The 22,383-nt window shown below is 58.7% G+C and carries 22 protein-coding genes; 8 read left to right on the plus strand and 14 right to left on the minus strand.

Annotation, left to right across the window (positions count from 1 at the left end; genetic code table 11):
* Nucleotides 1-9: 9 nt before the first annotated feature.
* Nucleotides 10-834 (plus strand): RNA methyltransferase, encoded by an 825-nt coding sequence (locus tag NW816_RS07225; protein ID WP_414408717.1) that lies wholly within the window; start codon nucleotides 10-12, stop codon nucleotides 832-834.
* A gap of 3 nt (nucleotides 835-837) precedes the next feature.
* Here the strand turns inward: NW816_RS07225 and NW816_RS07230 are convergent, their stop codons facing one another.
* The 3 genes from NW816_RS07230 to pstS form a co-directional block, all read right to left on the minus strand.
* Nucleotides 838-1,791, minus strand: a complete 954-nt coding sequence (locus NW816_RS07230; protein WP_414408718.1) for a DnaJ C-terminal domain-containing protein — start codon at nucleotides 1,789-1,791, stop codon at nucleotides 838-840.
* A 208-nt stretch (nucleotides 1,792-1,999) separates the two neighbouring features.
* A complete protein-coding gene (gene dnaK, locus NW816_RS07235; protein ID WP_414408719.1) occupies nucleotides 2,000-3,892 on the minus strand; it encodes a molecular chaperone DnaK in 1,893 nt (630 codons plus the stop codon).
* 246 nt (nucleotides 3,893-4,138) lie between these two features.
* Nucleotides 4,139-5,239, minus strand: coding sequence for a phosphate ABC transporter substrate-binding protein PstS (gene pstS, locus NW816_RS07240; protein WP_414408720.1), 1,101 nt, complete (start codon nucleotides 5,237-5,239; stop codon nucleotides 4,139-4,141).
* A gap of 447 nt (nucleotides 5,240-5,686) precedes the next feature.
* Between pstS and speA the strand changes: the two genes are divergently transcribed.
* Nucleotides 5,687-7,609 (plus strand): biosynthetic arginine decarboxylase, encoded by a 1,923-nt coding sequence (gene speA / locus NW816_RS07245; protein WP_414408721.1) that lies wholly within the window; start codon nucleotides 5,687-5,689, stop codon nucleotides 7,607-7,609.
* Nucleotides 7,610-7,713: 104 nt separating this feature from the next.
* On the opposite strand, the gene NW816_RS07250 is transcribed toward speA, so the two are convergent.
* From NW816_RS07250 to NW816_RS07265, 4 genes are all read right to left on the minus strand, one after another.
* Nucleotides 7,714-8,316, minus strand: coding sequence for a hypothetical protein (locus NW816_RS07250; RefSeq protein WP_414408722.1), 603 nt, complete (start codon nucleotides 8,314-8,316; stop codon nucleotides 7,714-7,716).
* A gap of 70 nt (nucleotides 8,317-8,386) precedes the next feature.
* A complete protein-coding gene (locus tag NW816_RS07255) occupies nucleotides 8,387-8,632 on the minus strand; it encodes a GlsB/YeaQ/YmgE family stress response membrane protein (RefSeq protein WP_414357675.1) in 246 nt (81 codons plus the stop codon).
* Between the two features lie 499 nt (nucleotides 8,633-9,131).
* On the minus strand, nucleotides 9,132-10,436 hold the full coding sequence (locus tag NW816_RS07260; protein WP_414408723.1) for a metallophosphoesterase family protein: 1,305 nt from the start codon (nucleotides 10,434-10,436) through the stop codon (nucleotides 9,132-9,134).
* 123 nt (nucleotides 10,437-10,559) lie between these two features.
* The gene (locus NW816_RS07265) at nucleotides 10,560-10,811 is read right to left on the minus strand and encodes an RNA recognition motif domain-containing protein (RefSeq protein WP_011434316.1); all 252 of its coding nucleotides are present in this window, start codon (nucleotides 10,809-10,811) and stop codon (nucleotides 10,560-10,562) included.
* 374 nt (nucleotides 10,812-11,185) lie between these two features.
* Between NW816_RS07265 and NW816_RS07270 the strand changes: the two genes are divergently transcribed.
* From NW816_RS07270 to def, 4 genes are all read left to right on the plus strand, one after another.
* On the plus strand, nucleotides 11,186-11,365 hold the full coding sequence (locus tag NW816_RS07270; protein WP_238376817.1) for an NblA/ycf18 family protein: 180 nt from the start codon (nucleotides 11,186-11,188) through the stop codon (nucleotides 11,363-11,365).
* On the plus strand, nucleotides 11,365-11,691 hold the full coding sequence (locus tag NW816_RS07275) for a DUF2499 domain-containing protein (RefSeq protein ID WP_414408724.1): 327 nt from the start codon (nucleotides 11,365-11,367) through the stop codon (nucleotides 11,689-11,691). The genes NW816_RS07270 and NW816_RS07275 overlap by 1 nt, the downstream gene beginning before the upstream one ends.
* Nucleotides 11,692-11,694: 3 nt before the next feature.
* The gene (locus tag NW816_RS07280) at nucleotides 11,695-12,009 is read left to right on the plus strand and encodes a DUF3593 domain-containing protein (RefSeq protein WP_414408725.1); all 315 of its coding nucleotides are present in this window, start codon (nucleotides 11,695-11,697) and stop codon (nucleotides 12,007-12,009) included.
* Between the two features lie 142 nt (nucleotides 12,010-12,151).
* Nucleotides 12,152-12,742 (plus strand): peptide deformylase, encoded by a 591-nt coding sequence (gene def / locus NW816_RS07285; RefSeq protein ID WP_414350211.1) that lies wholly within the window; start codon nucleotides 12,152-12,154, stop codon nucleotides 12,740-12,742.
* 38 nt (nucleotides 12,743-12,780) lie between these two features.
* Here def and NW816_RS07290 read toward each other — a convergent pair whose 3' ends face one another.
* Nucleotides 12,781-13,134: a hypothetical protein gene (locus NW816_RS07290; protein ID WP_414350209.1), complete on the minus strand. Its 354-nt coding sequence runs from the start codon at nucleotides 13,132-13,134 to the stop codon at nucleotides 12,781-12,783.
* Nucleotides 13,135-13,333: 199 nt separating this feature from the next.
* On the opposite strand from NW816_RS07290, the gene cbiD reads away from it, so the two are divergent.
* Nucleotides 13,334-14,446 (plus strand): cobalt-precorrin-5B (C(1))-methyltransferase CbiD, encoded by a 1,113-nt coding sequence (cbiD, locus tag NW816_RS07295; protein ID WP_414408726.1) that lies wholly within the window; start codon nucleotides 13,334-13,336, stop codon nucleotides 14,444-14,446.
* On the opposite strand, the gene NW816_RS07300 is transcribed toward cbiD, so the two are convergent.
* Both NW816_RS07300 and NW816_RS07305 read right to left on the minus strand, forming a co-directional pair.
* The gene (locus tag NW816_RS07300; protein ID WP_414408727.1) at nucleotides 14,443-15,909 is read right to left on the minus strand and encodes a hypothetical protein; all 1,467 of its coding nucleotides are present in this window, start codon (nucleotides 15,907-15,909) and stop codon (nucleotides 14,443-14,445) included. The genes cbiD and NW816_RS07300 overlap by 4 nt on opposite strands.
* A gap of 235 nt (nucleotides 15,910-16,144) precedes the next feature.
* On the minus strand, nucleotides 16,145-17,494 hold the full coding sequence (locus NW816_RS07305; protein ID WP_414408728.1) for a hypothetical protein: 1,350 nt from the start codon (nucleotides 17,492-17,494) through the stop codon (nucleotides 16,145-16,147).
* A 169-nt stretch (nucleotides 17,495-17,663) separates the two neighbouring features.
* Here NW816_RS07305 and NW816_RS07310 point away from each other — a divergent pair, with 169 nt between their 5' ends.
* Nucleotides 17,664-19,124: a BCD family MFS transporter gene (locus NW816_RS07310; protein ID WP_414408729.1), complete on the plus strand. Its 1,461-nt coding sequence runs from the start codon at nucleotides 17,664-17,666 to the stop codon at nucleotides 19,122-19,124.
* Here the strand turns inward: NW816_RS07310 and NW816_RS07315 are convergent.
* The 4 genes from NW816_RS07315 to NW816_RS07330 all read right to left on the minus strand — a co-directional run bounded on the left by NW816_RS07315 (nucleotide 19,121) and on the right by NW816_RS07330 (nucleotide 22,241).
* On the minus strand, nucleotides 19,121-19,474 hold the full coding sequence (locus NW816_RS07315) for a DUF6464 family protein (RefSeq protein ID WP_414408730.1): 354 nt from the start codon (nucleotides 19,472-19,474) through the stop codon (nucleotides 19,121-19,123). The two genes, NW816_RS07310 and NW816_RS07315, sit on opposite strands and share 4 nt — an antisense overlap.
* A 267-nt stretch (nucleotides 19,475-19,741) precedes the next feature.
* Entirely contained in the window at nucleotides 19,742-21,244 is a 1,503-nt protein-coding gene (locus tag NW816_RS07320) for a DUF697 domain-containing protein (protein ID WP_414408731.1), read from the minus strand.
* Between the two features lie 190 nt (nucleotides 21,245-21,434).
* Nucleotides 21,435-21,632 carry a hypothetical protein gene (locus NW816_RS07325; RefSeq protein ID WP_414356846.1) on the minus strand — a complete coding sequence of 66 codons (198 nt, stop codon included), beginning with the start codon at nucleotides 21,630-21,632 and terminating at the stop codon, nucleotides 21,435-21,437.
* 57 nt (nucleotides 21,633-21,689) lie between these two features.
* Nucleotides 21,690-22,241: a fasciclin domain-containing protein gene (locus NW816_RS07330; protein ID WP_011434299.1), complete on the minus strand. Its 552-nt coding sequence runs from the start codon at nucleotides 22,239-22,241 to the stop codon at nucleotides 21,690-21,692.
* Nucleotides 22,242-22,383 lie beyond the last annotated feature (142 nt).

Here is a 22,383-nt window from a genome sequence, read left to right on the forward strand (position 1 = left end):
GCATGGAGTATGTCAACCCACTCTGGCCCTGAACAACTGGCGCAGGTGCGGCTTGTGTTGGTGCAGCCGGCTGGGCCACGCAATTTGGGCGCTGTTGCTCGCATCATGAAAAACATGGGCCTCAGGCAATGGGTGCTGGTGGATCCCCAATGTGATCCCCTGGATGCCGAGGCGCTCACCGCAGCCGTGCATGGGGCGGACTTGCTCCACCAAGCCCAGAAGGTGCATACCTTGCCCGAAGCCCTGCAGGGGTGTGTGCAAGTTTTCGGGACAACGGGACGCAGCCAAACCTACCCACCCGAATGGCAAATTCAGTCTCCTCGCCAAGCCTTCCCTGCCCTGCTGGCCGCCGGCCCTGCTGCCCTTGTGTTTGGCCCCGAAGATCGCGGCTTGAGCAACGAGGAGCTGGCCCTCTGCCATCGCCAGATCCAGATCCCCACCGATGCGACCTATCCCTCTTTGAACTTGGCCCAAGCCGTGGCCATTTGTTGCTATGAGCTGTACACCCTTGCCTGCGAGAGCCCTTCTCCCGCTCCTCCTGTGCCCTCACCGCAAAGGCTTGCCCCCTTCGAGCTGCTGCAAGGCTTTTTCGCTCACCTGGAAGCGCTGTTGCTGCAGATTGGCTACCTACGCCCCCACACAGCCCGCCGCAAAATGCTCAAGTTTCGCGCCCTGTTCCAGCGGGCCGGCCTAACCGTGGCCGAGGTGGCCTTGCTGCGCGGGATCCTACGGCAACTGCAATGGAGCCAGAGATCCTCCTGTCAAGAACCTCTAGAAGCAAATAGGGATCCTGTCCCGCCGACGCGACCGGGTTCCAGCGGGATCCCATCCTAACTGCTAGAGCTTGAGGGCGGCGCGGGGATTGTAGGATTGAACCTGCTGCAGCTTTTCGTAAAGTTCTCGCTCTTCGCCAGAGACCTGGGTGGGCAAATGGATCTGTACCACCACGTAAAAATCCCCCCGTTCTCCGTTGCCTTTGGGAAATCCCCTTTCCGCCAGCCGCAACTTTCGCCCCGGCTGCATGCCAGGTGGGATCCGCAGCTTCACCACCCCATCTAAGGTGGGCACTTCCACCTGGGCGCCCAAAACCGCTTCGCTGGGACTGATGGGCAGATCGCAGTAAACGTCGAATCCCTCTAGGCGATAGAAGGGGTGGTCTTTCAGCTCGATTTTGAGGTACAGATCACCAGCACCGCCGTTGGGGTTGGGGTGGCCTTGACCGCGCAGGCGAATCCGCTTGCCTGGGGTAATGCCGGGAGGGAGATTGACCTCTAGCGTGCGATCCCCGCCCACCCGCAGACGGCGCTTGCCCCCCTCAAAAGCTTCTGGAATGCTGATCTGGATGGTGGCCTCAGCATCGTAACTGGTGTTGCCGCTGGATCCCGAAAATCCACTGCTGCGGTCTGTGGTTTGGCTGCGCACCCGGCCCAGCAGTTGATCGATGAAGTCTTGAAAATCATCAAATTGGCTGAAATCGACGCCACTCCCCCCAAATCCGCTCCCCCCGAAGTCTTCGCTGAAGGGGCTGCCGGTGTAGGCATTGCGGCTGGAGCGGAACCCGCCCTGCTGATAGTATTGGCCAAATTGGTCGTATTGCCTGCGTTTGCCGGGATCCGAGAGAACTTCGTAGGCTTCGTTGATGTCTTTGAACTTCTCTTCGGCAGTTTTGTCATTTGGGTTGACATCTGGGTGATACTTGCGGGCTAGGCGCCGATAGGCTTGTTTCACCTCATCGGCAGTGGCCGTTTTGCTGACCCCCAAAATCTTGTAGTAGTCCTTAAAGTTTTGCATGGAGGCGTCCGCAGGCAAATCGCTGAGAGTGGGCAGAAAACCACGAGGCTAGGCGTCCCCGGCAAGGGCTCCTTCCCTCCGACCTACTGAAGAAAATGAGGAGGCGGGCTAGACGCCATCGCCCATCCCGTCCCTCCTCATTATCGGCGCTACAAGTAAGGGCGGGATCCGCCCTGGGCCCGCGGCCCACGGAGGGATCCCTGAGCAGTCACTTGCTCTCGGTGAAGTCGGCATCGATCACATCATCGCTGCCGCCGGAGGTTTTCCCTGAGCCGGGAGTGGGGCCAGAGGAGGCCCCCGGCTGTTGATACAGCTCGCTGCTCATGGCGTAGAGAGCCTCTTGCAGCTCCCGCTCTTTGCTCTGGATGGCGCTGTCGTCCTCCCGCTGGATGGCCTCCCGCAGTTCTCGCACCAGAGTCTCGATTTGGCTGCGTTTGCTGGAGGAGATCTTGTCGCCCAACTCCTTCAACTGCCGCTCGGCTTGGTAGGCCAGCGAGTCGGCCTTGTTGCGGCGCTCAATTTTCTCCCGGCGGGCCCGGTCTTCGGCAGCGTATTTTTCTGCCTCAGCAATCATGCGCTCCACCTCTTTGCTATCCAAAGTAGAGGCGCCGGTGATGGAGATGCTCTGCTCTTTGCCGCTGCCTTTGTCTTTGGCCGTCACCTTGAGGATGCCGTTGGCGTCGATGTCGAAGGTGACCTCGATCTGCGGCACACCGCGGGGGGCCGGCGGGATCCCGTCCAGCTTGAAGCGGCCCAGAGATTTGTTGTCGCGGGCCAGCTCCCGCTCCCCTTGCACCACGTGGATTTCCACAGAGGTCTGCCCATCTTCGGCAGTGGAGAAGATCTCCGACTTGCGGGTGGGGATGGTGGTGTTGCGCGGGATGAGCTTGGTGGCCACGCCGCCCAAGGTTTCCACCCCCAAGGACAAGGGGGTGACATCCAGCAGCAGCACGTCTTTGACTTCGCCCGCCAGCACACCCGCTTGGATGGCCGCCCCAACCGCCACCACCTCATCGGGGTTGACACTTTGGTTGGGTTCTTTGCCCAGCAGCTCCCTCACCAGCCGCTGCACCGCCGGAATGCGGGTGGATCCCCCCACCAGCACCACTTCGTTGATGTCGGCCTTGGTGAGCTTGGCATCCCGCAGGGCTTGTTCCACCGGCCCCTTGCAGCGCTCCAGCAGGTCGGCACAGAGGTGTTCAAATTGAGCGCGGGAGAGCTTCAGCTCCAGGTGTTTGGGCCCATCGGCAGTGGCAGTGATGAAGGGCAGGTTGATGGTGGTTTCGGAAACGCTGGACAGCTCGATCTTGGCTTTTTCCGCAGCTTCCGTTAGCCGTTGCAGCGCCTGCCGGTCTTGCCGCAGGTCGATCCCTTCCATTTGCTTGAACTGCTCGGCCATCCAATCGACGATCTTCTTGTCGAAGTCGTCGCCCCCCAACTGCGTGTCGCCGCTGGTGGATTTCACCTCGAAAACGCCATCCCCCACTTCCAAGATGGACACATCGAAAGTGCCACCGCCCAGGTCGAAGACGAGGATGGTCTCGTTGTTGCGCTTGTCCAAGCCGTAGGCCAAAGAGGCTGCCGTCGGCTCGTTGATGATGCGCAGCACTTCCAAACCGGCAATGCGGCCCGCGTCTTTGGTGGCCTGCCGCTGCGAGTCGTTAAAGTAAGCGGGAACCGTGATCACCGCTTGGGTGACTGGCTGGCCCAGGTAGCGGCTGGCGTCATCCACCAGCTTGCGCAGCACCATGGCCGAGATCTCTTCCGGCGCAAATTCCTTGTTCAGGCGGGGGGCGTATAACTTGACATTGCCCCGCTCATCCCGCCGTACCTGGTAGGAGACCCGCTTGGAGTCGGCATTCAGCTCATCGTACCTACGACCGATGAACCGCTTAACCGAGTAAAACGTGTTTTCCGGGTTGAGCACCGCTTGGCGGCGTGCCATCTGGCCCACCAGGCGCTCTCCATCTTTGGTGAAGGCAACCACCGAGGGCGTGGTGCGAGTGCCCTCAGCATTGGCGATGACGGTGGGGACACCCCCTTCCATTACGGCGACAACCGAGTTGGTTGTGCCCAAGTCAATTCCTACGACTTTTCCCATCGGCTTTTTGTTCTCCTCTTCAGTACGTCGCTCCGGTTACCGCCGCCAGGCTGTGTGAAGTAGCTTGGGCAGCCAATCCGTGAAAGTCCAGCAGGTAACTTAACCGTTTTCTGGGTCGATCCTATCCGGCCCAGCCGCTTGGCCAGGGCGAGAATGCCGCCCATTTCTCGGGGTTGAAAAGCGGACCCATTACGGATCTCCGTACCTGCTGTGTCCGGGCAAGCGGGATTGGTGCGGTTTTGGAACCTAGCTTTGAATGAGTTGCAGGGCTTCGAGGCTGCGGGCCACAACGGTTTCAGCCAGGGGAAGGTAACCCATAGTTTTGGCCAGGGATTGCCCTTCGGTGAGGGCCCAACGCAGCACGGCTTGCAAGGCAGCGGCCATGGCGGGATCCGGGTACCGGCGGTAGGTCAGGATCCAGGTGTAGGTGACGATGGGATAGGCTCCAGAGCCGGCAGGATCCGGCACAAAAGCTCGCAGGTTTTCCGGCAGCTCAACTTCGCTGAGGGCCAGGGCCGAGGCTTCCGGTGAGGGGAGAACAAACTCGCCGCGGCGGTTCTGCAGAGCCGCCACCGACAGATCCAGCTCGCGGGCATAGACCGACTCCACATAGCCGATCACCCCTTCGCTGAGGAGCATTTGGGCGCTCATGCCCTCGTTGCCCTTTACCCCAATGCCCACCGGCCACTCTAGCGACATGCCAACACCGATTTCTGAGGCCCAAGCCGGATCGATGGCGGCCAGGTGGCGGGTAAAGGTATCGGTGGTGCCGCTGCCATCGGAGCGGTAGCAGACGGTGATGGGCAGATCGGGAATGGTCAGCTCCGGGTTCAGGGCCAGGATCTCCGGATCCCGCCACTGATCGATTTGGCCGCGAAAGATCTTCACCAAGACAGGTCGAGACAGCTTGAGTCCAGAAGGGATCCCCGGCAGGTTGTAGCCCACGGCAATGCTGCCTGCGGTCATCGGGATCATCACCACACCCCGCTTCACCTCGGCGATCTCGGCGTCGGTCATGGCCACGTCGCTGGCGGCAAAGTCCACCGTTTGGTCGATAAATTGCCGGATCCCGGCGGCGCTGCCCACCGGTTGGAAGTTGATCTCCACCTTGGGATCCACCTGGCGGTAATCGGAAAACCAGCGCAAGTAAAGAGGAGCCGGAAAGGTGGCCCCGGCCCCGTTGATCAGCAAAACTTTGTCGGAGGACTGGCTGCGGGAGGCAGGAACGGGATCCCTGCCGCTGGGTTGGTCAGAACGGGATCCCCTTTGGCAGGCGCTCAAGGTAGCGCCGGTGGCCAATAAAGAAAGCAACACTTCTCGGCGACGGAAGCGGGGCAGTTGAGCCATGGTTCAGGTTCTCCGAGGTCACCGCCCCGATCCTTGTCTTGCCGGCGGGGCCCTGTCAAGGGTTGCCGGCGAGAGCTCTTGGGATCCCGTGCGTGGCCCACTTTCCCCAGGTGGCTGTCTTTCCCTCTGTACCATCCCCGTATTCCTCGCTACGCTTCCCAGCAAAAGTCGGGATCCGACCCAAGCTCAGAAAGGAGAGACGGAAAACGGAGAATTCAAGAGGAAAATCAAGAAAAACAGTGAAAACAAGAGATTGAGCGAGATGACTTCTGCGGCAGTTGAATAGAGATCCTCAAGCTAAACCCTTGTCTGGCAAGGCTTAGCGGTTTTTGGGCCTGAGTCCCCCCGCATTGGAAAAACCTTGACATATTCTGGAATAGGGCAATATATTGTGAATTCTGTGCAGAAATCCTGCGCTGTTCACATCTCGGTATCTGGGGGACTACTATGCCGACTTTGACTCGTTCTCCCTGGACACTGCGAGACAGCGAAAAGCTCTATCGCATCTCAGGTTGGGGGGATCCCTACTTCCGTATCAACGCCGCCGGTCATGTGGAGGTGACCCCACAGGGCTTACAGCAGCAGGAACCGGGCATTGACCTGTACCACTTGGTGATGGATCTGGTGGCGCGGGGCCTGCAGTTGCCCCTCTTGATTCGCTTTCCCGAGATCGTGGCCGACCGCATGCGGCAAATTTGCGAGAGCTTTCAGCAGGCCATCCAGCGCTTTGGCTACCCCAACGTGTATCGAGGGGTCTATCCCGTCAAGGTGAACCAGCAGCGCCACCTGGTAGAAGAAGTGGTGAAACACGGTCGTGCCTACCACTTTGGCCTGGAGGCGGGATCCAAGCCGGAGCTGTTGATTGCCCTAGCTTTGCTGGATACTCCCGGGGCTTTGCTGATCTGCAACGGCTACAAAGACCGGGATTTTATGGAGACGGCTCTCTTGGCCCAGCGGCTGGGGCGCACACCCATCATCGTTTTGGAGCGGCTGCAAGAGCTGGAGCTGGCGCTGCAGGCTGCCGACCAACTGGGCATTGACCCCATCTTGGGGGTACGGGCCAAGCTCTCCGCCCAGGGCAGTGGACGCTGGGGCACCTCGGCTGGGGATCGGGCTAAGTTCGGCCTCACGGCCACCGAGATTTTGCAAGTGGTGGAACGGCTGCGGGAAGCGGGCAAGCTGCATTGTCTACGCCTGTTGCACTACCACATCGGCTCCCAGATCTCGATGGTGAGCGTGCATGGACGGGCCGTGCGGGAGGCCAGCCAAATCTACATCGAGCTGGTCAAGCTGGGGGCCCCCATGGGCTACCTGGATATCGGCGGCGGCTTGGGGGTCGATTACGACGGATCCCAGTCCCCCAATCCTTTTTCCCAGAGCTACAGCATGGAGGACTACGCCGCCACCGTGGTGCAGACCGTGCTCACCGCCCTGGAACCCCACGGGATCCAGCCGCCGGTACTGGTGACCGAAAGCGGACGCGCCCTCATGTCCCACCAGTCGGTGCTGGTGTTTGACGTGCAAGATGTCAACGCTGCCAGCCCCTACCCGATGCCCACCCAGCTCACTTCCGATGCGGAGGTGATCCAGAAGCTAAACCAGCTTTACTACCAAATCCAGCCCGATACTCTGGTGGTCAATTACCGCCGTTGTCAGGAGCTGAAGGAGGCTGCTCTGCGTCAGTTCACCGAGGGATCCCTCAGCCTGCAGGAGCGGGCCGAGGTGGAACGCCTGTTTTGGAACTGCTCCGACAAGATCTGCACCTTGGCCTACGAGCAGCACCAAGCGGGGCATCCGGTGGCGGTGGATCTCCTGGATCTGGACGAGATGCTGGCCAGCATCTACTACGGCAATTTCTCCCTGTTCCAATCCCTGCCGGATAGCTGGGCCATCGACCAGGTCTTCCCCATCATGCCCATCCACCGTCTGGATGAGGAGCCACGCCAATGGGCTACCCTGGCGGATCTGACCTGCGACAGCGACGGCAAGATCAACCGCTTCTTTGGCGAAGACGGGCAAATCACCTCGGTTTTGCCGCTGCACGACCCCAACGGACATCCCTACCTGCTGGGGGTGTTTCTGGGGGGCGCTTACCAGGAGATTCTCGGAGATCTGCACAACCTGTTTGGCGATACCAACGCGGTGCATATCCGCTCCCGCCCCGGCGGCTACCACGTTTCCCAAGTCATCAAGGGGGACACCATTGGCGAAGTGCTGAGCTGGGTGCAGTACAACAGCGAAGATCTGGTGGAGACCCTCCACCACGCCACCGAAGCCGCCCTACAACGGGGGCAGATCAGCCTATCCCAGGCCCGCGCCTTGCAACGGCACTTTGAAGACAACTTGCGGGCCTACACCTACTTGCACTGAAGCTGGGTTTTTTCTACGAAACCCTTGAAACCAGAAAGGGATCCCGGTTTAGGCCGGGATCCTTATCTCTCTGCATCTGGAAGTTTGGGATCAAACTTGGCCGGTTACAGGCGCACTGGACTGTTCAGGGTCAAGTTAATCGTTTGGTTAGGGCGCAACACCACGACTTGAGGTGCTGTGATATTGCCCACCGCCACTCCGGCTCCGGCTCCGCCAATGACCCCTAAGGCAGAAACGCCTCCTGTGAGCAAGCCCAGCACCGTACCCCCCACAGCACCAATGGCTGCATCTTGAGCAATCGCTTCGGCAGAATAGTGGCGCGGGTCTTTCTCGTCGTGGATCAAATCAGAAGACATCTGTACCGAGTAAAGTCGCCCATTGACAATCAAAGCCGTGCCGAAGAACCTGGCCCCTCCCTGAGTCGGTCGCAAGCTGCCTCGCACCTCGCTGCCTGCTGGGATTACCAATTGGCCGCTGCCGTTGTAGATGTCCTGAGCCACCCGCAGGGTAAGTGGGTGGGTGCTGTTGGGGCTGAAGTACTGGGGCTCTTCTCCCTTGAAGCTTTGGACGGGAATGATGGTGCCCGGCTGCAGTTGGCGCACTCCCAAATCAAACAAGTGCTGGGCAGAAGCAGATGGCATTGTCAACAGACCCAAGCTGGGGATGGCTAAGCCAATCATCGCTGCCGAAAGAACACGAATGCTCATAAAAATTCTCCGGTAAATGTTCGATCAAGATCCCAACGGAAACACAAGCCCTTGCGGGCCATCTTAAAGATCAAGCCCGACGAACAAAGCTAATTAACGCCAACAAAACCAAAGCCCCAATCGTGGCCATCAACAAGCTTCCCAACAGGCCCGTAGCCGACAGGCCAAGTAAATCGAAGAGGAATCCTCCAAAAAATGCCCCGCAAACACCAACAATTATGTTGCCTATCAAGCCAAAGCCATAGCCGCGTCGGATATTTCCTGCCAGCCAACCTGCTAGGGCTCCGATTAGGAGAAACCAAAGTATGCTGTTCATAGAACCTACTTCCTCAAGGTATGCCGTTCCTACAGATTACCCCTTGTTGCAAGAAAATAAATGCTCCAAGAACCAACCTTCTATACACTCGGAACACTTGACGGCTACTTACCAAATTGGTAGCCTTTGCCGAGAACAGATGGTTATTTGTCTTTTGATAACAGACCTCTATGGAGATAAAGATAAGAATCTTGTGAATGATTATGAAAGGGATCCCCCGCTCGCTGCGACTTCACAGCCCCCAGGCCCTAAACAAAAAAAGACTGGCAGTGTGAGGTCTACCAGTCTGAGTCAGTTCCCTGTGAGTGAGCTGATGCCGTCGTTGCCAACGTCTTCAACCCGATTCCCAGTTTGTGTTGCTTTTTGCCATTTCGAAGTGATTCAGATCACTTGAAACTTGAGGAGCCCGCAGCTTTGGCGAGCACTCCTGTCCTGATTTCTTCGTACAGGGATCCCCAATCCCCACCCCTACGAACCCTGAGGCGACAAAGGGAGCATCTCAAAACAAAGGCAACTGCTCCTCTTCTGCTGAGGCAGGGCTTGAAGCTCCCGGCTCCTCCCAGTTGGGATCCCAGTCCTGCAAGGGATCCGCATATTCCTCCAACAACTGACGGGCGGCGGCCAGCAAATCGTTGTGCAAGGGGGCCAGATCGCTGCGGTTGGCCAAATACTGCTCCAGAGCCGTCAGGGGCTCAAGTCGGCTGGGATCCCATCCCGGCAGACGGATGCGGCTGGGGCTGACCACTTCTGGGGCGATGGTGTAGCTAAAAGCAGGGGCAAGAGCGTTGTGCAGAGCCCGCTCATCAATGCACTCTAGCTGGTCGGGCCGTATGCGGTAGATCAACCGCAGGATGGAGCCGGCCACGGGGGCCTTGGCGATGGCGGCCAGCAGCTTGGACTGCGCCTGCTGGGGTGGATCTGCGCTCAGATCCAGGCGAATGGTGTGAAAGGTACGGGTTGGCAGGGGCAAAAATTCATAGCTGGCCCCCGTAGGGGTGACTTCCACCAGCACACAGCCTTTTTCTTCTTTTTCTTCGCCAAAATCCACCCGCTCAATGCTGCCGGGATAGAGCATCAAGGGATCCCGACACAGCACCTGGTGACGGTGGACATGCCCCAAGGCAACATATTGGTAGGCAGGTCGAGCCAGCAGCGAAAGGGGCACTGTAAACCCTCTGCCCACCGAAAGATGGCGTTCTGCTCCGTAGCGGGCCGTCTCCACCATGACGTGAGCCAACAAAATCGCCGGGATCCCTGGCTGCAGGGTGCGGATCTCCCCTTCTAGAGCCAGGTGCAGACGCTGCAAGAGCTGGTGGGCGAGGATTTCTGCATCAAGTCCCAAGCTCTCTTGTTGGGCCAGCAGAGCGGAGCGATTCAGCCAGGGTAAGGTGGTTACTTGTACCGGGCCACCACGGGTTTCGATCCAATGAGTTTGCAGCTTGTCTCCCACAATAAAGCCTGAGACCCCCAAAGCGCGGTAGATAGCCAGGCTATTGCCCTCTTGCCCCTGCCCGTACTGATCGTGGTTGCCCACCAACAGGACAGTTGGGATCCCAGCATCGGCCAAGCGGCGAAACTGCTGGGCAAAAAGCTCTTGATGGAGAGGGGGTGGCGTCGCATCGGGAAAAGCATCGCCCCCAAACAGCACCAGATCCACCGCTTGGTTGAGAGCATGGTCAATGCATAGGCGCAAAGAAGCTACAAAATCTTCCAAACGGGTATTCAGCCCGGTGGCCGGGTTAATGTGGCCGTAGGCAAGGCCACTGCCCAGATGAATGTCGGAAAGATGTAGCAGCCTCACCATCTTGGGCGCTCTTGGAGACTTTGCAGCTCTCCCATCTGTTGGGATAAATCTTGCCGTTCGCGTTAGCGGGACGGAGTCCTTTGGTTGTCTAGAATCGCAGACCCAGGGTTGAACAATCTCCGCTTAAGCTTGCCGACGGGGCCTGGCTCGATCCAAACGCAAAGGCCGACCCATGAATTCTTGCCCGTTCGCGCTCTCAATAGCTTCATCTTCCTCGGCCTCGGTTGCCAGATCCACAAACGCGAAGCCTCGTGTCTGCCCGGTTTCTCGGTCTATCGGGATTGTAACCGACTTAACGTTCCACCTCTGCTGGAAGAAAGCTTTCAGTTCTTCTGTTGAGGCTTTATAGTTTAGGTTCCCCACAAAAATGGTCATGGCAATTCAAGCAAAGTAAGTCACCAATCAGCAAGGGTGGCAACAAAGCTCCAGAGTACTTCACTTCTATCATGGAGCCTTGCTAAGTCGCACAACGTGAAAGGATGTAAAGGGATCCCTGCCGGAAAATCTTCCCCCTTCCCCATCCAAAATGCACCTTTGTCCAACTTGACGGGCCTGTACTTTTTCTGCCACTGGGTTGAGGTTCTCTGCCCTCGCCTCGGCCAAGCTCCCTCCCGGCACGTCGAGATCCGGCATCTTGTCACGTTGTTGCGATTTGTTAAGATATGTATTATCCTGCTTGCACTACCTGGCCAGATCTGCGCTGTTGGAACTCTTTGCAGACCTCTCTACCTGAGCACCCTGAGGTGATAATGATGGATGAAACGCTAGAGCTCTCTTTGGAGCAGCAATTTCGCCAGCGGGCTTTCGAGACCTTGGTTTCTCGCATGAGCCCCGAGCAGGCCAAAGACATTTTGGTCAAACTGCACAAGCAAATGCTGTTGCAGGAGGCCACTTACCGCCAACTGCTGCGTCATTCCCTCAGCGCCTGATGCACGCCCTTTCGCTTCCCACCTGGTGGATTCACATTGCCAGTGTTTTGGAGTGGATCGCTGCTGTTGTTCTCGTGTGGCAATTTGGGGAGCGAGTGGGCCGGCCCGAATGGCGAAGTTTGAGCTGGGCGATGCTGCCTGCTTTGTCGGGGGCAATGTGCGCGATCACCTGGCACTGGTTTGACAACGACCCCAAGTTGGACTGGGTGGTCACTGCACAGGCCAGCTTGACCTTGCTGGGCAACTGTACCCTGGCTTGGGCTGCCTACCGCATTTGGCGAGCTGAGAGAGCCGACGAGCCTGCACAGGAGGGGGATCCCGACTAGGCGATGAACAGTTTATTTGCCCTCTCTCTGTTCCCTTACTTGGTCTTTTTATTCTTTCTGTCGCGGCTGCACCGGATCCCACGTTTGGCTTTGGTTGGATTTTGGCTGTTGTTGCTTTTTGTGGCCGTCAGCATCCCGGCAGGGCTGTACGCTCAGATGCACTACGGCACTTCCCTGGCCAATGTGGATCCCTTGCATGGAGGGGCAGAGGCTTTTCTCACCCTCTCCAATATTTTGGTGGCCTTGGGCTTTAAGCAGGGAATTGACCAACAGGCCCAACGACTTCCAGAGGCTGGCGACGGCAACCCTGAGCCATGATCATCCCAAACAGGTCCCTACCCCCTCTTCAAAATCAAAAAGGAGAAGAGAGTTAGGCAACAGTGGTTTCGGCGCAACTGGGACTGAATGTAGAATAGGGATCCAGGCCTGATACCTGTTGTTATTCTGTGAGATCTGCCAGATGGTGGCTACCCTTTCTGTTGCTGTTCCCAAAGTGAAGCTGAAGCATCCGCCCCTGCACATTTATCGCATGGGGGACAAGGTGCTGCGGCAGCCGGCCAAGCGCATCAGCCAGGTCAACGACGAGATCCGCCAGCTTGCCCGGGACATGCTGCAGACCATGTACAGCTTTGATGGGATTGGTCTGGCGGCTCCGCAGGTTGGCATTCCCAAGCGCATGATTGTGGTGGATCTTTATCCCGATAAGCCGGAGGTGCCACCGCTGGTGCTGATCAACCCGGAGATCCGGGAGTACATTGGCGAGGCCGTTGCCGGGCAGGAGGGTTGTCTAAGCATTCCGGGGGTGTTTTGCGAGGTCGTGCGCCCAGAAGGGATTGTGGTTTCGTTTAAGGATGAAACGGGGCGGCCCCGCACCCTTCGAGCGGACGATTTGCTGGCGCGGGTGATCCAGCACGAAATCGACCACCTCAACGGCGTGTTGTTTGTGGATCACGTGGAAAACGAGCTGGTGCTGGATCAAGAGCTGCGCAAACACGGCTTCCAGATGCAGGATGTGCAACGCAAAGGCAAGCCCTCTGCTGTTCCCCGTTGAAGCCTTTCCAGACCGGTCCGGACGACTGTCGGTTTGGTTTAGTGTTGCAAGCGCTGGGCCAAGAGCTGCTCTTCCAAAGCGGCAATGCGGTTGTAGGCAGCGGTTAACTGGGCACTCAGGCGCTGTATTTGGGCTTCGGGGGCCAGCTCATGCCCCATGCTGCGGTTGCTCACCACGGTGGGTTCATCATCCAGCAGGAAGTTGTGGCTGCCATCTTCCACCAAGTCTGAGATTAGAACGCTGTAACGGGAGGGGGCGGGGGTGTTTTTTTTGGCTTCCTGGGTAGCCAGGAGAACAGCCACCACCTGCTCGGGCATCCGCTCGATGGCAGCTTTTAGCTCCTGTATTTGCGACTCCAGACGCTCAAGGTAGTGCTGCACTGCTTCGCTCATAGCTGCCCCAGTTTTCGACTACCTTCATTGAAAAAGGCAAATTTCGGATCCCCTCTTCTTCCCCCAGATCATTTAACGATTGCTTCCGGGAGGTGTTCCCCGAAACTCCTGGGTTCTCTCACAAGCCACAATTGAGGTGTGCATTTTCCGGAGATTTTGGTTTTCCGGTTACCCATTTCCCAAGCAAAAATCTCTGAAGATGCAGGATGCTGTTCAGGGATCCCGACCGCGGGGCTATACCTTGCCGGTTTTCGCCGTTGCTTCGGCCAGAGCTGCTCTTCACCACCTTCTGGGGATCCCTTTGGAGAAGGAAGGGGGGCGCTTGGCGATTGCGGTGCAGGCTGAGCCCCGGTCCCTTGAGGCTTGGATCCGGATCCCAGTGGAGCAGGTAGCTGCCTTGGAGAAGACAACAGCTCTGGCCATTACCCGCTCGGATCCCGGCCCCCACCTGGATCTCACCCGCGACACACCGGTCTGGGCTTGGGTGAGGTTGGAGGAGAGGGATCCCGAGGATCCCCCCTTGATCTTGGAAGCCGGGGAAGGGCTGGGGCGACGCACCGATGGCAGCCCGGCCATTTATGCCTATGCCCGCCGTTTGTTTGAGATCAATCTTTTGCCCGGGATCCCAGAGGGCTGCCGCCTGCGGGTGCGCATCATTTTGCCGGAAGGAAAGCTCCTGGCGGAGCGCACCTCCAATGCCGCTTTTGGGGTGCTGGAAGGGCTGGCCCTGTTGGGAACGCGGGCGGAGGTGGAGCCTTCCTCAAGTGTTGAGAGCTTAGAGCAAGCCCGCCAAGAGCTGCAACAAAAGTTGGAGCGGCACAAGCATTTGATCTTTTGCGTGGGCAGCCATGGGCAGCAGGTGGCGCTGGGGCAAGGGATCCCGGAAGACCAGATCCTGCGAGTAGCCAATTGGATAGGGCCGTTGCTGGTGGAAGCGGCGCTGCGGGGGGCGGAGTCCATTCATTTGATCGGCTACCACGGCAAGCTGATCAAGCTGGCAGGGGGGATCTTCACCACTTCCAGCCACGTGGCCGATGCCCGCTTGGAAATTCTGGCGGCAGCCCTGATCCGGCGTGGGGGAACGGCAGAACAGGCACGGCAAGTGCTGGAGTTGCGGACAGTAGAGGCAGCGGTGCACTATCTGGATGGCCTTGGCTGGGCAGCACCCGTGATGCAGGAGTTGGCCCGTCAAATCCTGGAGCGAGCCGCAGGCTATATGCAGAAATACGCCAGCCGATCCCTGCCCTTGCGGGTGACGTTGTTCGACCGACAGGGGCACATCTGCGCCCAGGTGGGGATCCCTTTCTCCTAATCCCCCAATTCGGGATCCGGTCGTACCCGCACCCCCATCTGGCGCAGCAGGCGTAAAGAGTTTTCTGGCCCATCGATCATCTGCTGCTCGTTGATCCAGTAGGTGGCAATGCCCAGGTCTTCTAGAAATCGCACATAGGGATCTGGCGGTGGCCCATCGAAAACGGCGGCCTTCTGAACGGAAAAGCCCTGCTCGATCCAAGGGCCGAGGGCAAAGCGCTCATAGTAGAGCAACTGTCCCACCACTTCCTGCAAAGCCTCTGCCGCATCCTTGTGGTGCAGGAGCTTCACTTCGGCCAAAAGCAGATGCCCGTCCGCCACGGCCAAAAAGTCAAAGGTATGCTGATCCTCCCGGACTTCCAATCCTGCCAGGCGGAACCAGCGGCGAAACTGGTGCAAGATCTCGTTGTGGCGCTCGCTGCGCTCCAACTGACGTCGACGGCGGCGTTCTGCCATCAGCGGGTCTGTCCCGGCGCTGTGAGGGATCCCACTGCTGCGGAACTGGGGCGGCTCATCGGGATCCAAAACCACCTTGCCCCCAGCAGGTTGATGCAGGAGGGGCGGCATCTGGGGCAAGAGTTCTGTGGATCCCCACTCCACCTCTGGCTGCTGAGCCCAGGTAAGCAGGTGTCGATTCAAGGGGTGCTCAGGGTGGGTGTCGAACAACAGGTGCAGTTGAGACTGGCTAAACTGAAAATCCAGACGAAATTGCTCGATGGAGAGGCTGCTCCGCCCCTTTTGCAAAGTTTCCTGGCCAAAGTAAAGCATCACCAAGAGCGGGTAAATCGGCAGCGGACGATGGGAGGGAATAAGCATCGCCCACATGTCATCCGTCCAGTGGGGGAGCAGGATCTCGGCCTGTTTGCCTTTGCCCACCACCTGCAACATTTTGGGGTGTCCCGGCTGCCAGCCACAGGGGTGATCGTCAAAGCCGCAAGTCTGTCGCCCTTGATCCACGCTCAAGGGGTAGCGCCCATCATAAAGGCGGAAAGGACAGAGATCCCGGTCTTCGGCCAAAAAGCGCTCGTCTTGCCACAAGTGGGCCGCCAAGGCATGACAGCCGATCCCTTCCTGGCTGTTGCAGGCTTTGAGCCAGCGCCGTTCCGCCAGTTTCCCGCCCACTTTGCTCGGGGCCAGGGGCCGGATCAAACCGTTTTCCCCCTGGTTGAACAGAGGCCACACCAAAGGCTCGCCGGTTTCGGGTAGGGTCGGCAAAAGAGGATGGGTTTTGCTGTAAAACGGGTCGCAAATGCGCTGGGCCACTTGCTGCAAGGGTAATCCGCGGGGGGATCCCACCCAAGGCAGCAGGGATCCCGATCCGGCCTGAGCGCGGTGATACTGGATGGCCAGGGCCACCTCCAACCCTACTGGACGCAGTTCCGGCGTCAACTGCCGGTAGCGCTGCAGCAGCCGGGAAGCCTGCACAAACAGGTCGTAGCGCCGAACGGGAACTGCGTCAGCCATAGTGTTGCAGGAAAAACTCCCCACTGCCTTGGGCAAGAGCTGGCACAGACAAGCACCATGGCCTCAAGAAATGAGACCTTGGCAACTGTCTCTGCAGACCCTGACCTTGCCGAGGATATCGGGCCGACACCCATTCCCCTTGGCGTCAGGTCAGTAGTCAGTGTAGTGGAGAAACCCAGGCGCGAGAAGATGTTGCCACCTGGCGGCAGGTTGTGGGAAAAATGCGCAGCAGGCCCTAGCGTCGCGGCCACCAAGGAAACCAAGGAAAGGGAAAGGGGCGCTCTGTCTCTGCGTCGCGGTCGTACTCCGTAGGTCGGCCTGTATCCCCCTGAATCACCAAGCTGCCCACATAGTCGGCCTCTCGGTAGACGCGGGCAATTTGATGGTGGATTTGGGCCATGTCCTCGGCGGAGACCACGCCATTGTCGGTGGCTTTGTAGAACTGGATCGTGACCCGAATGGGAAAGCGAGGATCCCGCTCGATGTCCAGGTTGTTGATCTCGGTGAAGGGGCCCTCTACCTCTCCATGTCCGATGACAGCGGCTTCTACATTGCTGAGGCCGGCCAGGCCGGCTGCGGGTCCGAAATTGACAGAGATATCCTCAACTTCCCTTCGCGGCGGCTGCCGCTGCTGGAGAGGTACTTGGATCACCATCACCAGGTTCAGGGCTTCTTCTGCTACTTCCGCCGAATGGGGATCTCTGGGGGTTGGGTTGGCGGCTTGCTCGGCCCGAAAATCGCTGAGGCGCTGCCCGGTGAGGCTGGCCCGTTCACCGTTTTGATTGAAGAAAAGGCGCTGGCCCCAAATAGCCCCGCCCACCCTATCTTCGGTGCGGTTCTCGATCACCGTAATGCTGGTGCCCTCGCGGGTGGCCAAGATTGCCAGCACGGCTGGGTTACCGGGATAGGATTGGTAGTTGAACAACACCGGGTTGAATTGGGCAGAGCCCCCGGCAGGGATAGGCAAAAAGGCAGCTTGGGCGCTCACCAACACATGGCTATCCCGTGGAGCCAGCAGAGAGTTGCGGTTGCCGGCCCAGGAGCCAGGATCGTGCAAGTAGCGGCGCAGATTCCCCAGCAGCTCTCGCAGCGACACGGGTTGCAGGGGTTTTCCTTTTTCGTTGCCCACCAGCACCTGTAGGCTGTCGAGGGGCAGGTCGGCAGACAGATCGGCAAAGTTGGGGTAGCGGATCACCGGCATCAAGCTCAGCTCGTAGTGACCCGTTCTGGGGTTGAGCTGTTGTACCTGGATGGTCATGTCGCTGATGTTGGGGCCAAGGGCAGATCCCTTGTGGCGTCCGGTATCTTCCCAGGTGATGTTGACGATATCCAGCCCATACTGCTTTGCCAAGGCTCGCGCTTGCGGATCCCAGGTCATGGAGATCGTCCGGTCGATGACCTGCCTGTAGGCCAAGTATTCCGCCCACTCTGAAGGAGTGGGGGAAGAAAGGGACTGGTGGAGCGGAAAATCCATAGGGGTTGCCTGCGAGGTGGACACCATCAGTGTAGGGACGAGGGCTGCTCCGGCCAGGGAAATGCCCACCCAGCTCAGTGAACTCAGCAGCCAGGGGATGGGGGCGCGCATAGCAATATTCCTGAGGATTGGAAATTGGGGGACTATACCCTGACAATAGCTCCCAAAAGGGGAGAGGACGTGGCGGTTTCACTTTTGGCAACCCCATGCTTTTGCCGGGATCCCAGGCTGCCTGGGCTACGATAAAAAGCTGTAGCACCCTTTCGAAATATTCCAGATCATGGCCAGTATTCGCCGGGATCCCGAGGTCAACGCTTCTGTGGCTTCTGTAACTCCAGCTTCTCCAGAGCCTCAGGTGCAGGTTCAGTCTTTGCCGCTGCATGTCATGTTCCGCCTGGGCCTGTTTCAAATGGGCTTGGGAATGATGTCGCTGCTCACTCTGGGAGTGCTGAACCGCGTCATGATCGACACGGATCTGCTGGCCATCCCGGCAACAGTGGTGGGGGGATCCCTGGCCATGCACCAGTTGGTCTCCCCGGCTCGGGTTTGGTTTGGGCAGCTCTCGGATGCCAAGCCCCTGTTTGGCCTGCATCGCACCGGCTATGTGCGTCTGGGATCGGTGCTGTTTGCGGTCTGCATCTTCCTGGGGGTGCAGGTGGTGTGGGGTTTGGGGGATAGCTTTGCGGCTACGGGCTGGTCTGGAGCCACCTATGGCTGGATAGGCTTGGCCTGTTTGATGTTTGCCCTTTATGGTCTCTGCCTCAGCGCCTGCTCCACACCTTTTGCGGCTCTGCTGGTGGATGTGTCAGACGAGGACAACCGCTCTAAGTTGGTGGGGATCGTCTGGTCTATGTTGATGGTGGGGATTGCCGGCGGGGCCATTGGCTCGGCAGTTCTGCTGCGGGGCTTGGATCCGGACAACCTGCAGAGCACCATTAATCGCCTCTTCATCATCATTCCAGCCGTGGTGATCCTGCTGGGGGTGGTTGCCACCTGGGGGGTGGAAAAGCGCTATTCCCGCTACGGATCCCGTTCCACCTTGGCCGGACGAGAAGACCAAATCACCCTGGGTACGGCCATCAAGGTGCTGACCGCCAGCCGCCAAACCCTGATCTTTTTCGGCTTCTTGGTGTTGATGACCATGGGCCTGTTTATCCAACAGCCGATCCTAGAACCCTATGGCGGCGAGGTGTTTGGCATGACGGTGGCCCAGAGCACCCAACTCAATGCCTTTTGGAGTTTGGGCATTTTGGCAGGGATTGTGCTGACCGGATTTTTCATTGTGCCCAAGCTGGGCAAACAGACAACGGCCCGTCTGGGCTGTCTGCTGGTGGCCATCTCTTTTGGGCTGACCATTGCATCAGGGTTTACAGGCAATTCACGGCTGTTGCAACTGTGCATGATCCTGTTTGGTTTGGCTTCTGGGATCACCACCAATGGCGCCATTAGCCTCATGTTGGACTTGACGGCAGCGGAGACGGCAGGCACCTTTATCGGGGCTTGGGGTCTGGCCCAGGCCATGTCCCAGGCGGTTTCCACCTTGCTCGGCGGGGCTTTGCTCGATCTGGGGCGCATTCTCTTCCCCACTTCTTCAGTGCTTGCCTATGCCACCGTCTTTGGGGTGGAGGCAGCGGTGATGTTGCTGGCCGTGTATTTGCTGGGGCGGGTGAGCGTGGCCGAGTTTCGCGAAAAGACCAACCGTGCGCTGACCCAGGTGTTGGCTCTGGAGCTGGAGGGCTAGCAACGCGGGGCCGACTCGTAGTGGGGGCAGCCCTGACAGGGCCCGCTGGGGTTGACGGCACAACGCAGCAAGGGCGAGTGAGCATTAAACCGACAGGAGGGATCCCCCAGGAACCTTCCCACTTCCTGAGGTGGGGTGACCGAACGCACCAGGGCGCGGATCCCACACAGGTGGTATTTGCCTTGCCGGAGCCGGTAGGAATGACGCTTTTCCAGAACCAGGTAGTGCTGCTCTGCCAGTTGGACGTAGGTGCCCGGATGGGGACTACTCTGCCAAGGACATTCCTCCACCACCTCTCCCGAATCCGCGTCGATCCACTGAATGGGCAAGGTCGGGTTGATGGAAGACATAAGGCGCAAACGGAGCCAGTTTAGGGCAGCAGACTACAAAATGATGGACTGGGCTTGACTTGTGATTAACAAATTGTGCAACTTTTTCCGGCAACACTGAGTATGGCTGGTACAAATGTTCTCTCTTGTGTGACCTGGAGCCTGCTAATCTACAGAACTTCTACAAAGTTAAGTTAGAAAAAGCTGTACTCAGTGTAATGGATTTTCTGCGGCGGGCGGAGAACGGGATAGGTTGGGCCTGCGGCGGCGAAAAGATGGATGCTTCGACTAGCTATTGGAATGGGCTTGGCGGGCCAGTTGGGTGAGAAAAGCCAGAGGATGACGGTTTTGGAGCTGCTGCCTAATCCGCTCTTGCAGGATTTCCTCTTGCCAGGGATCCCCAGAGGACAGCCACTCTAGGTAACTGAGCCCCGCCACCCGTGTCAGATAGGCCCCCGTCACTGCCTGCAGGGGGATCCCCATCACCATCAAGGGGCTGGCCTTGAGCAGAGAGCCCAAAGCCTGAGTGGCCAGCTCCAGCCCCCCCAGTTGCACCACCATTTGCGCCAAACTCTGGGCAATTTGCTGGGCCCGGCGTAAGGTAATGCGTCGGTCAAACACCTGGTGCAGTTCCCCGATCATGCGTGCCTGAATGGCCACTCCTGCCAGCACATCCAAAGCAGGAAGAGGGGTTGCCGCCAGGGCAGCAGCGGTGGCCCACTGCATCCGTTCCACGATCTGACGACCCTGCTGGCAGCGCTCCTCCTGTAGGGCCTGTTGGGCAGCTTCGGTCAAGGTTCGGGTTTGCAACAGAGCATTGGCCAAGCGCAGGTGGGATCCCTTCTGCTGCAGCAGTTGAGCCATCTGTTGGATGAGGGCCTCCGTATCGGGGGGCTGCGGCTCCCAAGTTTCCCGCACAGAGCCATCTTCGGAGTAGTAGCGAACCTTCAGGGGTTCTGGATCGGCGGCGATGGCCACCACCTGTTCGGCGGGGATCACACCGGCAGTGCGCCGGCGCAAATGGGTCAAGATGGTCTCCACATCCTCCGGCAGCATCTGATCGGTTTTGTTGAGGGCCAGGATGGTGGATTTGCCCAGCCGGGCCAGCTCCAGCATTTCGGCATATTCCGAAGCCAGCAGATCCCCGGCCACCACCAAGATCAGCAGATCGGCTTTCTGGGCTAAGGCGCGGGCTTCCGCTTCCCCTGCCCCTCCAATCGTCAGCAGCCCAGGTGTGTCGGTGAGGGAAATGGGGCTGTTCAAGCCCTCCAATTGGTAGGTGTGAATGGATCCCTGACGGGTGGTGCCCAGGGTGGGGGCCGTTTCGCCCACCGGTCGGCCCATCAAGGCATTGATCAACGAGGTCTTGCCGGCAGAACTGGTGCCGAACACCACCAGATGCAATTCCTCCTGGCTGAGCCGCTGATCGATCTCTTGTAGCTTGGCGCGCAGGGCACGGCGACTGATGTCATTCTGCAACTTCTGGATCAGGCGATCGGCATCTTCCAGATCGGCTTGCACCTGATTCCGCGTTAACTTAACCCGCCGCAGCGGTTGTGTCCGCTGACTTGGAGCACTTTGCCGTCGGCGAGCCTGCTGCCACCAATGGCGCGCTGCCAGACCTGCTGCTGCTGTCCCCCCAAGGATGGCGCCCACCACCAGATCCGCAAGAGGCTCGGAGTGGGGAGCCACGAAGCTGTAGATCCCGCCAACCCACTGCAGATATTGGCTCAGGGCCGCCAAACCCAGCCCTGCCCATAACCACACCCAAGTGGAGCGCGACAACACCATCCCAACCCACAGCCTGCCCAAATCTTCAAATCAAGCAACCCAAAATTGCTGAGCCATCCGAGTCGCTTCTCCAGCATAGGGCTTGCTGTAGCTGAGCATACAGTTTTGTCGAGAGCTTTTTTGTCGAGAGCTTTGCTGAGAAGTAGCTGAGCAAGAGACCAGAGAAGGGAGCGGGGAGTCAAAAACACCCTCAGCTCAACCGGCCAAATGAGCCAGGGATCCCCAACAAAAGCCTAAGTCCCTCTCCCAGAATCCCTGGCGGATCCAGTGGTGCCGGCAAAAATTGGCCGCCGCGATAGTCCAATAGCTGCACCAGCAGCAAGTAGCCCACCCCCAGAGTAATGGCCAGGATTCCTGTAACAATGGCTACCCACTTCGGCCTTTCCACGCCGGGCCTCCTCGGTCAACCGCCGAACTTGACTTTATCCTATGATGCCCGAAACCCCTAGCGAGGCGGGATCAAGACGGTGTCGATGACGTGGATGATGCCGTTGGAAGCTTGAATATCCGCGGCGATCACGTTGGCGTTGTTGATGCGAATCCGTCCGCCCTCAAGAAGCGTGACGGTGACGGGGGATCCCTGCAAAGTCGTTACCTGCTGGCCGGATCTGAGGGCACTGGAAGGAGCCAAGCCAGGAACCACGTGGTAAGTGAGAATGCGCACCAGCTCTGCCCGGTTCTCAGGTCGCAGCAAAGATTCCACCGTGCCAGGGGGCAAAGCGGCAAAAGCAGCATTGGTGGGAGCGAATACCGTGAAGGGACCTTCCCGCTGCAAAGTCCCCACCAAGCCCGCTGCCTGCAGGGCCGTCACCAAGGTACTGAAGTCGGGGTTGGCGGCGGCAACGGCGACGAGGTTGGGCAGCGGCGTAGGGCTGGGAGAGAGAGTTGGGGTAGGCGTCGGCGGGGCAATGGCCGTATCGCTGCTGGAACTGGCACAGCCTACCAAGGCTAAGCAAGCAGCCGCCGTCAGCCCAAGGGTGAGGGCTTTGTAGTTCATAACAAAAGTTAATACTCTAAAACATTTGTCATCATCTTAGGGGTAGCAGCCGCTCTCGCACGGTTAGCTGTAGAGCAGAGCAGGGATCGCCTTCGCGTAGAAGTGGCTGCGATAAAGTTCAGTATCCTGGGGGTGTGATTGC

Source organism: Synechococcus sp. W55.1, assembly GCF_047461655.1.
In the GTDB taxonomy this organism is placed as follows: Bacteria; Cyanobacteriota; Cyanobacteriia; order Thermostichales; family Thermostichaceae; genus Thermostichus.

What these genes read in the sequence shown, in the direction of transcription:
- NW816_RS07225 (WP_414408717.1), top strand. Translation starts at nt 10, where the DNA reads ATGTCAACCCACTCTGGCCCTGAACAACTGGCGCAGGTGCGGCTTGTG.
- NW816_RS07230 (WP_414408718.1), bottom strand. Translation starts at nt 1,791, where the DNA reads ATGCAAAACTTTAAGGACTACTACAAGATTTTGGGGGTCAGCAAAACG.
- dnaK (WP_414408719.1), bottom strand. Translation starts at nt 3,892, where the DNA reads ATGGGAAAAGTCGTAGGAATTGACTTGGGCACAACCAACTCGGTTGTC.
- pstS (WP_414408720.1), bottom strand. Translation starts at nt 5,239, where the DNA reads ATGGCTCAACTGCCCCGCTTCCGTCGCCGAGAAGTGTTGCTTTCTTTA.
- speA (WP_414408721.1), top strand. Translation starts at nt 5,687, where the DNA reads ATGCCGACTTTGACTCGTTCTCCCTGGACACTGCGAGACAGCGAAAAG.
- NW816_RS07250 (WP_414408722.1), bottom strand. Translation starts at nt 8,316, where the DNA reads ATGAGCATTCGTGTTCTTTCGGCAGCGATGATTGGCTTAGCCATCCCC.
- NW816_RS07255 (WP_414357675.1), bottom strand. Translation starts at nt 8,632, where the DNA reads ATGAACAGCATACTTTGGTTTCTCCTAATCGGAGCCCTAGCAGGTTGG.
- NW816_RS07260 (WP_414408723.1), bottom strand. Translation starts at nt 10,436, where the DNA reads ATGGTGAGGCTGCTACATCTTTCCGACATTCATCTGGGCAGTGGCCTT.
- NW816_RS07265 (WP_011434316.1), bottom strand. Translation starts at nt 10,811, where the DNA reads ATGACCATTTTTGTGGGGAACCTAAACTATAAAGCCTCAACAGAAGAA.
- NW816_RS07270 (WP_238376817.1), top strand. Translation starts at nt 11,186, where the DNA reads ATGATGGATGAAACGCTAGAGCTCTCTTTGGAGCAGCAATTTCGCCAG.
- NW816_RS07275 (WP_414408724.1), top strand. Translation starts at nt 11,365, where the DNA reads ATGCACGCCCTTTCGCTTCCCACCTGGTGGATTCACATTGCCAGTGTT.
- NW816_RS07280 (WP_414408725.1), top strand. Translation starts at nt 11,695, where the DNA reads ATGAACAGTTTATTTGCCCTCTCTCTGTTCCCTTACTTGGTCTTTTTA.
- def (WP_414350211.1), top strand. Translation starts at nt 12,152, where the DNA reads ATGGTGGCTACCCTTTCTGTTGCTGTTCCCAAAGTGAAGCTGAAGCAT.
- NW816_RS07290 (WP_414350209.1), bottom strand. Translation starts at nt 13,134, where the DNA reads ATGAGCGAAGCAGTGCAGCACTACCTTGAGCGTCTGGAGTCGCAAATA.
- cbiD (WP_414408726.1), top strand. Translation starts at nt 13,334, where the DNA reads ATGCAGGATGCTGTTCAGGGATCCCGACCGCGGGGCTATACCTTGCCG.
- NW816_RS07300 (WP_414408727.1), bottom strand. Translation starts at nt 15,909, where the DNA reads ATGGCTGACGCAGTTCCCGTTCGGCGCTACGACCTGTTTGTGCAGGCT.
- NW816_RS07305 (WP_414408728.1), bottom strand. Translation starts at nt 17,494, where the DNA reads ATGCGCGCCCCCATCCCCTGGCTGCTGAGTTCACTGAGCTGGGTGGGC.
- NW816_RS07310 (WP_414408729.1), top strand. Translation starts at nt 17,664, where the DNA reads ATGGCCAGTATTCGCCGGGATCCCGAGGTCAACGCTTCTGTGGCTTCT.
- NW816_RS07315 (WP_414408730.1), bottom strand. Translation starts at nt 19,474, where the DNA reads ATGTCTTCCATCAACCCGACCTTGCCCATTCAGTGGATCGACGCGGAT.
- NW816_RS07320 (WP_414408731.1), bottom strand. Translation starts at nt 21,244, where the DNA reads ATGGTGTTGTCGCGCTCCACTTGGGTGTGGTTATGGGCAGGGCTGGGT.
- NW816_RS07330 (WP_011434299.1), bottom strand. Translation starts at nt 22,241, where the DNA reads ATGAACTACAAAGCCCTCACCCTTGGGCTGACGGCGGCTGCTTGCTTA.